Origin of the sequence: Caldimonas mangrovi, from assembly GCF_023721835.1 — a bacterium.
Lineage (GTDB): Bacteria > Pseudomonadota > Gammaproteobacteria > Burkholderiales > Burkholderiaceae_C > Caldimonas > Caldimonas mangrovi.
Genome location: NZ_JAMKFE010000002.1, coordinates 443507 through 456011, shown reverse-complemented (window position 1 = coordinate 456011; position 12505 = coordinate 443507). Strand labels below are relative to the sequence as shown.

At 63.5% G+C, this 12505-nt stretch carries 8 protein-coding genes, 1 tRNA gene and 1 pseudogene; 3 read left to right on the top strand and 7 right to left on the bottom strand.

Annotated elements, in window-relative coordinates; all coding sequences use genetic code 11:
- Positions 1-48 precede the first annotated feature (48 nt).
- A complete protein-coding gene (locus M8A51_RS04695; protein ID WP_251776960.1) occupies positions 49-1629 on the bottom strand; it encodes an HrpF/NolX family T3SS translocon protein in 1581 nt (526 codons plus the stop codon).
- Between the two features lie 336 nt (positions 1630-1965).
- Positions 1966-2400, bottom strand: coding sequence for a hypothetical protein (locus M8A51_RS04690; RefSeq protein ID WP_251776959.1), 435 nt, complete (start codon positions 2398-2400; stop codon positions 1966-1968).
- Between the two features lie 220 nt (positions 2401-2620).
- Between M8A51_RS04690 and M8A51_RS26460 the strand changes: the two genes are divergently transcribed.
- From M8A51_RS26460 to M8A51_RS04675, 3 genes and pseudogenes are all read left to right on the top strand, one after another.
- The gene (locus M8A51_RS26460) at positions 2621-5209 is read left to right on the top strand and encodes a sensor histidine kinase (protein ID WP_251776958.1); all 2589 of its coding nucleotides are present in this window, start codon (positions 2621-2623) and stop codon (positions 5207-5209) included.
- The gene (locus M8A51_RS04680) at positions 5206-7497 is read left to right on the top strand and encodes an EAL domain-containing protein (protein WP_251776957.1); all 2292 of its coding nucleotides are present in this window, start codon (positions 5206-5208) and stop codon (positions 7495-7497) included. Before M8A51_RS26460 ends, M8A51_RS04680 begins: the two co-directional genes overlap by 4 nt.
- A 42-nt stretch (positions 7498-7539) precedes the next feature.
- Positions 7540-8093 (top strand): annotated as a pseudogene (locus tag M8A51_RS04675) (IS3 family transposase); the annotation flags it as partial.
- Between the two features lies 1 nt (position 8094).
- Here M8A51_RS04675 and M8A51_RS04670 read toward each other — a convergent pair.
- The 5 genes from M8A51_RS04670 to M8A51_RS04650 all read right to left on the bottom strand — a co-directional run bounded on the left by M8A51_RS04670 (position 8095) and on the right by M8A51_RS04650 (position 12430).
- The gene (locus M8A51_RS04670; RefSeq protein WP_251776956.1) at positions 8095-8862 is read right to left on the bottom strand and encodes a PEP-CTERM sorting domain-containing protein; all 768 of its coding nucleotides are present in this window, start codon (positions 8860-8862) and stop codon (positions 8095-8097) included.
- A 647-nt stretch (positions 8863-9509) separates the two neighbouring features.
- Positions 9510-9601, bottom strand: a tRNA-Ser gene (locus tag M8A51_RS04665).
- Between the two features lie 48 nt (positions 9602-9649).
- Positions 9650-10945: a serine--tRNA ligase gene (gene serS / locus M8A51_RS04660; protein WP_251776955.1), complete on the bottom strand. Its 1296-nt coding sequence runs from the start codon at positions 10943-10945 to the stop codon at positions 9650-9652.
- An 82-nt stretch (positions 10946-11027) separates the two neighbouring features.
- Positions 11028-11984: a 4-hydroxy-3-methylbut-2-enyl diphosphate reductase gene (ispH, locus tag M8A51_RS04655; RefSeq protein WP_251776954.1), complete on the bottom strand. Its 957-nt coding sequence runs from the start codon at positions 11982-11984 to the stop codon at positions 11028-11030.
- A 2-nt stretch (positions 11985-11986) separates the two neighbouring features.
- Positions 11987-12430 carry an FKBP-type peptidyl-prolyl cis-trans isomerase gene (locus tag M8A51_RS04650; RefSeq protein WP_251776953.1) on the bottom strand — a complete coding sequence of 148 codons (444 nt, stop codon included), beginning with the start codon at positions 12428-12430 and terminating at the stop codon, positions 11987-11989.
- Positions 12431-12505: the final 75 nt, after the last annotated feature.

Genomic DNA, 12505 nt, shown 5'->3' with positions numbered 1-12505 from the left:
AGACTTAGGGTGTCGCCGCCCCGCCCGGCCGGGTCTCGGGGCCGCGTGCTACAGCGGGTTGAGCGCTTGTGCCGGGTCGAACTTCGTGTTCGGGTCCGCCAGCGAGCGCATGCCGTGGGCGAACATGCCGGACGCGACGCCGGTCGGGTCGACGATACCGGTGGTGGCGGAGATGCTCGTCTCCATCATGTCGAAGCCGAAGTCCTTCGCGGCCTTGCCGACGTTGCCGCCGTCGGTGGCCGTCTTGGCCACGTTCAGCCCGCCGGAGATCGCTCCACCGACGATCTCGGCAGGAGCCGACAGCAGCTTGCCGATGCCGGGAATGCGGCCGATGGTGTTGGACACCACGCTGGTCAGCACTTCGAACACCTTCGACAACCCGCCGAGCAGGCCGCTGACGAAATCGCGCAGGCCGCCTCCCTTCTTGGACTTGATGTCCGGCTGGTTCATCTGGCCGCAGGCCATTTCCTGCACCGCCGTAGGGTCGGCGTGCGGGTTGTTCGCATGGCCCTTGGGTTCCGGCGCCACCGTCGGGTCGCGGACCTGCTTGAACTTGTCCAGGTCCCCCTTGCCGATCTGCCCGTCGTCGGCAGCGTTCCAGAGGTTGCCCTTGTGGCCATGCTTGCCGTTGTCCAGCACGCCGAACAGGGTCTGGCTGGTCAGCAGCGTGGTAGCCGCTTCGGCGATCTTCGGATCCTTGTGCTTGGACAACTCTTCGAGCTTGCCACGCTTGAGGTTGCCGTCGGCGAAGAAGAGGTCGCGGTTCTCGTCCAGCGTCTTGACGGCCCGGTCTTCCTTTGCAGTCAGCTGGTAGTGAGTGGCCACCTTGTTGCCCAGCTCGTGCTTGCCGGCCAGGCCGTCCTCGCCGCCGAACTTCTTCCATTGGTCGGGGTGGTCCAGGTAGTACTGGGCGGCGGCCACCACCTGCGGCGGGCACTTTTTCATGTCGGCCTTGCCGTTGACGATGTCGCGGAAGGTGTCCGGGCCGATGTGCTTGCCGGGCAGGTGGTCGGAATATTTGTACAGCTCGCGCATCGCGTCGTTCTCGGTGATCGGACGCCCACCCTTCGAGGGGTCGCTGCCCGCATCCGACGGCAGGTAGTTGTTCTTGTAGCTCTGTGCACGCTGGCGGCTGAACGCCTGCACCTCGGGCAGTTCCTGCAGCTTGTTGATGTCCTTCGAGCTGATCTTGCCGTCGCTCTTGCCGTTCTTCGCGCTGTCGAGCCTGGCATACAGGCCGTTGGGATCGCCCTTGCTGTCGAGCACGGCCTGCAGCGCGCTCTTCAGGTCGGGTGGCGTGTCCTTGCTCTTGAGCTTTTCACGCATCTGCTCTTCAGTGATGCCCGACTTGCCGAACTGGCCCTCGTAGCGGCCGAGCACGCTCACCGTCTGCACCTGCTTCTGGCCGAGCTGGCCGGGCGCGCCGAAGCCGCCGACCTGAGCCGGCCCGCCCACCCCGCCGAGCGCGCCGGCCATACCCTGCAGACCGTTGTCGGCGCCGCAGCCGGCGCCTTGCGCAGACATCTGCTTGATGAACGCGGCCATCAAGGTCATTGCCGCCATCAGCGCCGTTTGCACCGCTTGCGACTGCAGGCGTGCGTTGTCCTGTGTCGGGTTGGGCCCCATCATGTGCGCTGGAAGGGCACTCTGGCTCCCGACCATCGGTTGTGCAAGTTGCAGCATCGAGACCCCCGCGAATCGAGCGTACATCTGCCGGCACACAGCGCCGACCCTTGTGCCTCATTTTCGAAGCTGCGGCGTTTGTCGAACGCCTGCCCCGAAGCGGCGTCGCATGATGCGAAGAGGCTGCATATCGGCCTCGGCGCACGGCATGCCCAACACCGGACGGCACCGGTGGACAGTCACATGCCGAAACCGGCCGGCACGGCGTTTCTCGGATAGAGGCCGCCGTTCATGGCGGCGTGCCTCGGTACAACGCAAGGCGTATCGGCGGCGCTCCAGCCGCTAAGCCGGCGCCACTTCGATCACGCGGCTGAAGCCGTGCGCCTCGGGCAGGTCCATGCGAACGATCACGACCCGGCACGCTGAGCCGCCGATTTCCGGCGGGGCCGCCGCGGGCGCCACCCGGTGGATGCGCCCTGGCCTAAGCACGGCTCGGAACGGGGCTGGAGCTCGATTCCAACGTGTTGCGGGCGCCGCCAGCAGCTCGGTGGCGACCAGTCGCTCGCCACCCTCGGCCAGTCGCTGCCAAAGCTGCGCCTCAAAACGACCGTGGCTGTGCGCTTGGTCGGGGCGCATTGTCACCGCGATGGCGTGGCCGCGCGCACAGAAGGAGCCATGTGCGGGAACGAACGCCTGTTCGTTTGAATCCGCCGGACATAGCGGTTTGACTGAAGAAACTCCCAGCGCAGGTGTGGCATGCGCATTCAGGTATGCCATGCAATGCCCTTCTCGCAAGCTCAGCGTGCGCCATGGCGCAGTATCGGCCGGTAGGACGATCACCTTAGCCTGGAAAGGTTGCGTCGCTGTGGGAAAGTACCGACCAACCGGCTTTAGTCCGCGCGAATGATGACAGCCTTTCGCCATGGATGCCGCTATGGAGGTGAGTTGCGCATCTGGCGCGACGCCGCCCGTCCCCGCGCTCACCAAGCCCATCCCCGTGAAAATCGACATCCCTTCGCTGAAATGGCGCATCGTCGCCCTCGCTGGCCTGGTCTTCTTGCCCATTCTGTTTGCTGGCACCTACGCTTTCTACAGCAGGGTTGTCGATCTGGAGGTCAAGACGGCCGTCAGCGGGCTCATGAATTTCACCGATGCAAAGCAGCACGGAGTGATTCGTTTCATCGACCAGAACCGCAAACTGAGTCGCCAGTTGGCCGAGCTTCTCAAGGACGCCGACACCGCCACGGCGCGAAGGTACTTCGCCACCGTGGTCGCCACCGATGTCTATGACCTGAACACGCACCCCTTCAGGGAAGAGATCGTGCGGGGCACCCGGGCCATTGCGACGACGGCGACTTATCACGCTATCGACTACGTGCGCAATGAGGTGATCGAGTTCTCCTCGAATCCGAAGCGCGAAGGTCGTCCGTGGACGCACAAGGTGGACGCGAGGCTGGGTTATGGCGATGTTTTCTTCGACGAGGGCACGCCTATCCTCAGCTTCGCCTCACCCGCGCGTGACGGAGTGCTCTATGTTCATACCGACGCCCGCATGCTGACGCTGATCGTCAACGGCGAGATCGGCAACATGGCCGGCATCGGCGCGTTCTATCTGGCAGGCGTGGGAAAGACTTTTGACTACTACATCGTCAATCGTGACAACGTATTGATCACGGAGTCGCGAGCGCATCCGGATGCCCTTTTGAAGCGCAAAGGCAGCGAGTATCCGTGGAAGGTGACACGTCAGGACGCCTCCGTGGGCATTGTGTGCAACAGCGAGGGTGTCTATCTGACCAATGCGGGCTGCACGACCGGTTGCCGCGAGACCATGGGCTTCTACGATGGTCCTGACGGCATTCGGATGCTAGGCGCCTCGATGCCTTTCTACGACACCGGTTGGACCATCGTTGTTGAGCAACAGGCGGACGAACTGCTCAGCCCGCTGTACAAGCTGCGCAATGCAGTCACGGCAGCGTGCATACTGCTGTGCGTCGTCGCCATGGCCATCTTCGGCTTCGTCATTCAGCGCTACATTGCGCGGCCTCTGAAAGATGTGCAGTACGTCGTCAAGGGACTCGTCGACGGCGACATGACGCGGCGTCTGCACAGCGATCGAGATGACGAGGTTGGACAGCTGGTCCGTGGTATCGATGCCATGCGCGAACAGTTTCAGCTCACGCTCGATCACATGCGGGAGGCCATCCATGCGCTGAGTTCCGAGACCAGCATGGATCGGCTACGGCTGCGGGTGACCGAACTGCTCGGGGCCATCACTGGAGCGACGGCGGTATCAGTGGTCACATGGAGCGAGGAATTGCGCGGCTGGTGCTTCTTGAAACCCGCTTTGCAAGACGGTCCTTCGGAGTTGCTTCCAGTGGGCGAAGCCTGCGATCGAGGCTTGCTGCCATTGTCGGTGTTCGGATCTGGCGCGCACACGACTGAGCCACTGTTGGTGGCAGATGCAAGGGGCGACGCTAGGTTTGCATCCGACACGTATTTTGCAGGGCAGGCTCACTGCTCCCTATTGGTGGTGCCTATCCACAGCAAGGGGGCGCCTCGTGCGATCCTGTTGCTGGAGAACCGCCTTGCGCCAGGTGCATTCTCGGCTCACGGCCTCGACAGCGTCATGCTGATTGCCGGACAGTTGGCAGTCGCCATGGACAACGCGCAGCTGTACGAACAACTGGAACAGCGAGTGCAGGATCGAACGCGTGAGTTGCAGGAAGCTCAGTCGCAGCTGTTGGGCGCAGCGCGCCTAGCCGGCATGGCAGAGATTGCCACCAACGTGCTGCACAACGTTGGGAATGTGCTGACCAGCATCAACATTTCCGCGGAGCAAGTCATCAGGCAGCTGCGAACCACCAAGCTCAAAGGGCTGGCCCGCGCCGTGCAGATGATGGACGACCATGCGGACGACCTGGGTGCTTTCCTGACGACTGACGTCAGGGGCAAGCTGCTGCCCTCCTATCTGCGCGAACTGGCGGCGGCGCAGGCGCGCGAACAAGGCGAGATGACAGACGAACTCATTGCGCTCGGCAGAAGCGTCGACCACGTCAAGAAGATCGTCGCCACCCAGCAGTCTTATGCCGGCAAGTCATGCGTCGTGGAACCGGTCGACATCCGCGAACTGCTGGATGACGCATTGCGCATGAACGCAGGCGCCCTGCAGCGCCACAAAGTCGAGGTCGTCAGAGAACTGGAAGATGTTCCCGCCGTGCCAGCGGACCGGCACCGTCTGCTCCAGATCCTCGTGAACTTGATCAGCAACGCCAAACAGGCACTGAGTGCCATCAGCGATCGCCCGGCGCGCATCACGTTGAGTGCTCGTCTTGATCACGCGGAGGAGGCCCCGAGGTTGCGGATCAGCGTGACCGACAACGGCGAAGGCATCGCCGCGGAGAACCTCACACGCATCTTCTCCCATGGTTTCAGCACACGCGAGAACGGTCACGGTTTTGGTTTGCACAGCTGCATCGTCGCCGCTCATGAGATGGGTGGGACGCTGCGCGCGCAGAGCGGAGGGCCGGGCCAAGGAGCGACATTCACGCTCGAAATACCGTGCGCACTCGAGGAAAGCACGCAATGACAGCCATGCAGAACCGTCGAATCTTGCTGGTAGACGACATGGTCGCAATCCATGACGCGTTCCGCAAGGTTCTGGTGCCGCAGCAAACCGAGTCCATCGAACTCGATGCGGTCGAGGCGATGCTGTTCGGGGATGATCCGGCCGCAGCCGCTGTGCCCACTTTTGAACTTGACTCGGCCTACCAGGGGCAGGAAGGTCTGGAGAAAGTCCAGGCCGCCCTCCTGGCCGGGCGCCCCTACGCACTGGCTTTCGTCGACATGCGCATGCCGCCTGGCTGGGACGGTGTGCAGACGATCGAAGAGCTGTGGCGGGCCGACCCAAGATTGCAGATCGTCATCTGCACCGCGTTCTCTGACCTGTCCTGGGACGAGGTGCTGTCCCGGCTGGAAGTACGGGACCGGTTGCTGATCCTGAAGAAGCCGTTCGATCCGGTCGAGATTTCCCAGTTGGCCAGCGCATTGACGGTCAAGTGGCAGACGACCCAGGACGCCGGGTTGAAGCTGGCTCAACTTGAAGAGGCGGTTGAGAATCGAACCGCTGAACTCGCCACGGCCAACGATGACTTGCGTCGCGAAATCACCGAGCGAACCCGAAACGAAAAAGAACTCAGGCTGGCCGCGAGCGTGTTCCACAACACCCTCGACGGCGTGATGATCATCGACCCCGATCGGCGCATGGTGTCGGTGAACCAGGCGTTCGCCGCCCTGACCGGCTACTCCCTGGAGGAGTGCCTCGGTCAGCCTGAGGCGGTGCTTCGCAGCGACCGGCAGAGCATCGAGTTCTACCAGGAGATATGGGCTGCCGTGGAACAAGCCGGCCGATGGCAAGGTGAGCTGTGGAACAAGCGCCGCGACGGCGAAGATTTTCTTGCCTGGATGAACCTGGTCAAGGTCTCGGACAGCGACGGCCGGGTGGAACGCTATGTGGGGGTATTTCATGACATCACCGAGATGCGCTCCAAGGAAGAGCGCATCCGCCATTTGGCATTCCACGACACGTTGACCGGGTTGCCGAACCGCACGCTTCTGCAAGACAGGTTAGAGCACGCCATAACGGCGGCCCAGCGCACTGGCGAGCCCCTCGGGCTCATGTTCATCGACCTGGATCGCTTCAAGTCGATCAATGATTCGCTTGGGCACGAGGCCGGCGATGCCCTGCTCAAAGAGGTGGCCCAGCGGTTGGCCAACTCACTGCGCAAGTCCGACACCGTGGCGCGCCTGGGCGGCGATGAATTCGTCGTGCTGTTGCCGCGAGTGGGAATGCCGCACAACTACGGGCTGGTCGCGCAAAAGCTCATCGAGGCCCTCTCGAAGCCGATCATCCTGGATGGCAATGCCATGCAGGTGAGCGCATCGATCGGCATTGCTTGCTTTCCAGACGACGGAATCGATACCATGGCCCTGATGAAGAACGCCGACGCGGCTATGTACGCTGCGAAGGTGGGCGGTCGCGGCACCTATCGCTTCTTCCAGCCGGCCATGACCAGCCTCGCCGTCGAGCGCCTGAACTTTGAAATGCAATTGCGCGGCGCAGTGGCGAACGGTGAGCTGGAACTGTTCTATCAGCCCAAGATCTCACTTGATAGCGGCGTCGCCTGCGGGGTGGAAGCGTTGGTGCGCTGGCATCACCCGACGCTGGGCATGATTCCGCCGGTCGAGTTCATCCCGGTGGCCGAGGCCACGGGCATCATCGACGCTTTGGGCGACTGGGTGCTGGAGGAAGCCTGCCGCCAGTTGCGCGCTTGGCGCCTTGCCGGCCTGGGGACGATCAAGATTGCAGTCAACGTGTCGGCCCGGCAGCTGCAGCAAAGCGACTTGCCTGAATACATTGCAAGCCTCGCGCAGAAGTACGAGATATCGGCCTGTGACCTGGAGGTGGAGCTGACCGAGAGCGTGCTGATGGCCAACCCCGAGGAGATCTCCGGCGTATTGTCTCGACTGCGCGGCATTGGCGTGCTGGTAGCGATCGACGATTTCGGGACGGGGTATTCCAGCCTTGCCTACTTGCGTCGCCTGCCCATCGACGTGCTGAAGATCGACCGCTCGTTTGTCATGAACGCCGATCGGGACGAAAGCGACGGGCAAGTGGTGAAACTCATTCTCGGGCTCGGCTCAGCGCTGCAACTCGCGATCGTGGCCGAAGGCGTCGAGACAGAAGCCCAAGCCGCATTTCTAAAGTCTTGCGGCTGTACCACCGCACAAGGCTACCTGTACGCCCGGCCGCAGCCCGCAGCACAGCTTGAAACTTGGCTGAGGAAACACGCAGGGCCGGCAGCGGCCTCGTCATGACTGGGTTGCTGAGCCGCACTGCCGGCATCCTGCCGGTACCTGACCGTTGCTGATCCCAAGGCGCCGTGCCCGCTGGATCGCGTCAATCGTCAGTTCCGAGCGCAGCAGCCGAACCAGCTCTGGGTCTCGGACTTCACCTACGTCAGCACTTGGCAAGGCTGGCTGTACGTGGCCTTTGTGATTGACGTGTACGCACTGCGCATCGTGGGCTGGCGCGTGAGCAGCACGATGCGCACGGACTTCGTGCTCGACGCGCTGGAGCAGGCGCTGTACGACCGGTTGAATCCGCCCAATACGTCAGCATCCGCTACACGGAGCGACTGGCCGACGCAGGCATCGAGCCCTCGGTGGGCAGCAAGGGCGACAGCTACGACAACGCCCTGGCCGAGACCATCAACGGGCTGTACAAGGCCGAGTTGATTCACCGCCGGGCACCCTGGAAGACCAGGGAGTCGGTGGAGTTGGCGACCCTGCAATGGGTTTCGTGGTTCAACCATCAGAGGCTGCTGGAGCCCATCGGCTACATCCCGCCAGCCGAGGCTGAGGCAAACTACTGGCGGCATCTCGCCAATCAGGCCTCCATGGTGGAGGCCTGACTTAAACCGACCGGCCTCCACGAAAGCCGGGGCGATTCATTTTGCCTCGACGACGCAGAATGATTGCACCCAGCCCTGCCAGCATAAGCGCATACGTCTCTGGTTCAGGGATAGGAGTGCAAAGAATCTCAAAGTTGGGATCCTCAATGGCCGCTTGGATATAAAGACTGGATGTGAATGTCGATAGATTTCCTGCGCCCTGACCATCAAGGCGAGCAAGCCCTTCAATCCCGAGGGTAAACGTGTAGTCTCCCGGCGCCAGGCTGACAGTGTCGGTCACCTCCTGATAGTCAAACGGGGAATTGACCTGCCCATTGCCAGCGTGAACCAGGGAGAAGTCTTCGAAGTCGAGGTCGCCCGCTCCTGTGTAATACCCGTGCACATAGATATTCTCCTCGCCAGCCGGGGGGGGTGCGTACGCAAGGACATATGCGCCGACCGTCATGATGCCCGTCAACGAGACATCGACAGCTTCGGGCAGGTCTTCGGACCGCTGGCATCCCGGACCGCAGTCCTGGTCGACTACACGCGCCACACGGATCGTCCCCGTGACTGGCTGCGGGATTGCTCCCGCCGACCCCGCGGAATTGACACTGGCAGTGGCGCTGATCGTCGAGGTTGGCAGAACTGCGACGGTCCAGTGACCTGTCAGAACACCGCAATCGACGGCAGCCGCAAAGGATCCCGAGCTGCAGTCCGTTGTTGCATGAGAAGCGATGGGAACACCGGCGAGCAGGAACGCTAGAAGAGAAAGCAAGCGCTTGAGCATGGCTCAGTCCTTTCATTGATGGATCGTGACAAGGAACTGGCAGCGCGGCGTCTGCGCCAACTGCTGCCGATCAATGCGCACACGACCTCCCTTCAATGGACTGGCCGAGACAGCAGAGCGCGAGGGAACGATATTGATTGCTTCATCTGTAGAGTGTGGCGATCGTGAAGATGTGCAACCAACTACTAGATGCCCGAATACGGGTTCAGGGGCGGAGCTGTAAGAACTAGCAGCGCAGCGGCAGTGCCAACATGCCTCGCGCGTTTTGCCACTCACTTTTTGGAGGCTTCCGAGGCCGCCCCGGTCAAGAGGCCACGGATAAAGTCCGCGGTTCCTATTGGATCGACGTCCCCCTCCACGACATCGGTCAGGTAACCTGCTGGCCGAGCAAGGGCGCCAGCCCGTCGATCCCACCGCCGTGAGCGTGCCCGCACCGCCTTGCTCTTGTCCCCGCCCTCGATTGCCTTCTTGATCGAACTCGAGGCGCGCAGCGCAAGCCGCGGTCCACCAGCGCTTGCCCCACGGCCCGTGCACGCTGCAGCATCCGTCAAAGAACACTGCCGGACGTCGGCGAACAAAAAAGCCCCGACTGGCGGGGCTTTGCTGGGTATTGTTCCGATGTCAGCGGAAGACGCCGAACTTACCACTGGCGGAAAGGGAGGGATTCGAACCCTCGTCACGGGAGAACCCGTGAACCGGATTTCGAGTCCGGCGCATTCGACCACTCTGCCACCTTTCCTTGTGTTCCGTGGTCCGCTGCTTGAGCGAAGCTCGCGATTATAGCGGGTTACGGCCGCAGTTCCGCCACCCCGCCCATGTAGGGGCGCAACACCTCGGGCACCGTGATGCTGCCGTCGGCGTTCTGGTAGTTTTCCAGCACGGCCACCAGCGCGCGGCCCACGGCGAGGCCGGAGCCGTTGAGGGTGTGCACCAGCTCGGGCTTGCCCTGGGCGTTCTTGAAGCGGGCCTGCATGCGGCGCGCCTGGAAGGCCTCGCAGTTTGAGCACGAGCTGATCTCGCGGTACGTCTGCTGCGCCGGCACCCACACCTCCAGGTCGTAGGTCTTGGCGGCACCGAAGCCCATGTCGCCGGTGCACAGCGTCAGCACACGGTACGGCAGGCCGAGCTTTTGCAGGATGGCCTCGGCGTGGCCGACCATGTCCTCCAGCGCCTCGTAGCTCTTGTCGGGGTGCACCACCTGCACCATCTCGACCTTGTCGAACTGGTGCTGGCGGATCATGCCGCGCGTGTCCTTGCCGTAGCTGCCGGCCTCGGAACGGAAGCAGGGGCTGTGCGCGGTGAGCTTGACCGGCAACTGGTCGCCCGCCAGGATCTGCTCGCGCACGGTGTTGGTGAGCGAGATCTCCGAGGTGGAGATGAGGTACTGCACCAGGCCGCTGTCGTCGCCGCCGCGCGAGACCCAGAACATGTCTTCCTTGAACTTGGGCAACTGGCCGGTGCCGACCAGCACGTCGGCGTTGACGATGTAGGGCGTGTAGCACTCGGTGTAGCCGTGCTCACCGGTCTGCACGTCGAGCATGAACTGCGCGAGGGCGCGATGCAGGCGCGCGATGGGGCCCTTCAGGAAGCTGAAGCGCGAGCCGGACAACTTGGCGCCGGTGTCGAAGTCCAGGCCCAGCGGCGCGCCCAGGTCGACGTGGTCTTTCACGCCGAAGTCGAACTGGCGCGGCGTGCCCCAGCGGCGCACCTCGACGTTGCCGGTCTCGTCGCGGCCCACCGGCACGCTGTCGTGCGGCAGGTTGGGCACCTGCAGCAGCATCTCGTTGAGTTCGGCCTGGATCGCTTCCAGGCGCTCGGCCGAACGCTTCAGTTCGTCGCCGATGCCGCCCACCTCGGCCATCACGCTCGCCGTGTCCTGGCCCTTGGCCTTCAGCTGGCCGATCTGCTTGGACAGGCTGTTGCGCTGGGCCTGCAGTTCCTCGGTGCGGATCTGCAGGGTCTTGCGCTCGGACTCCAGCGCCTTGAACCGCTCCACGTCGAGGAAGGCCTGGGGCGACTTGCGCCGGCCGAGTCGTTCGACGACGCCGTCGAGGTCCTTGCGCAGCTGGTTGATGTCTAGCATGGTGGGTTCCGTGAGTGTGGACGGATTGTAGGAAAGCAAAACGGCCGGCAGGGCGCCGGCCGTGGTAACCGGGCTCGGCGCGTCAATGCGGGGACGACGGACTCATGGACTTGTCGCCCAGGCCCTTGGGCAGCGGAAAGCGCACCGTTTCCTCGACACCCGGCATGCGCCGCACCGAGACCGCGCCGAGCGCCTTCAGCCGCTCGATGACCTGCTGCACCAGGATGTCGGGCGCCGACGCGCCGGCGGTCAGGCCCACGCGCACCTTGCCCTCGAACCACTCGGGTTTCAGGTCACCGGGCTGGTCGACCATGTACGACGCCGTGCCCTTGCGGATGGCCACTTCGCGCAGCCGGTTGCTGTTGGAACTGGTGGGGCTGCCGACGACGATGACGACGTCGACCTGCGGCGCCAGCACCTTGACGGCGTCCTGCCGGTTCTGCGTGGCGTAGCAGATGTCCTGCTGCTTGGGCTCGCGCACATTGGGGAAGCGCCGCTTCACGGCCGCCTGGATCTCGGCGGCATCGTCCACGCTCAGCGTGGTCTGCGTCACGACGGCCAGCTTGTCGGGGTTGCGGACCTGCACGCGGTCGACGTCGGCGGCGTCCTCGACCAGGTAGATGCCATCGTTGAGCTGGCCCATGGTGCCCTCGACCTCGGGATGCCCCTTGTGGCCGATCATGATGAACTCGTAGCCCTCCTTGAAGAGCTTGGCCACCTCGACGTGCACCTTGGTCACCAGCGGGCAGGTCGCGTCGAAGACGCTGAAGCCTCGCTCTGCCGCCTCGTTGCGCACGGCCTTGCTGACACCGTGCGCGCTGAACACCAGCGTGGCGCCCGGGGGCACTTCGGCCAGGTCCTCGATGAAGATCGCGCCCTTGGCCTTCAAGTCGTTGACGACGTAGGTGTTGTGCACGATCTCGTGGCGCACGTAGATCGGCGCGCCGAACTTCTGCAGCGCGCGCTCGACGATCTCGATCGCGCGGTCGACGCCGGCGCAAAAGCCGCGCGGCTCGGCGAGCAGGACTTCGCGTTCCATCGTCACAACACCCCTATCAGCTGAACTTCGAACGTGACCGCTTGCCCGGCCAACGGGTGGTTGAAGTCGAACAGCACCCACTCGTCGGCCACCTCGCGCACGACGCCGGCGTAAGCGCCCGCGCCGTCGGGGGTCGGGAACTGCACCACGTCACCGACGTGGTAGCTCTCGTCGGGGTCGCCCAGTTCGTCGAGCAGGCCGCGCTTGACGCGCTGCAGCAGTTCGGTGTTGCGCTCGCCGAAGGCCTCGCCGGCCGGGAGGTCGAAGCTGGCACGCGTGCCCTCTTCCAGGCCCAGCAGGCGTTGCTCCATGGCGGGTGCCAGCTCGCCGGTGCCCAGCGACAGCGTGGCGGGCTTGTCGTTGAAGGTGTTGATGATGTCGGCCCCGTCGGGGCCGGCCAGGCGATAGTGCAGGGTCAGAAACGACCCCGGTTGAACGACGGCCACGGGCAGGGATCCTGGTTTTGTAGACTGACCGGCATTGTAAAAGTGGGGCGCAAGCCCCTTCCGGCCGATTCCTGC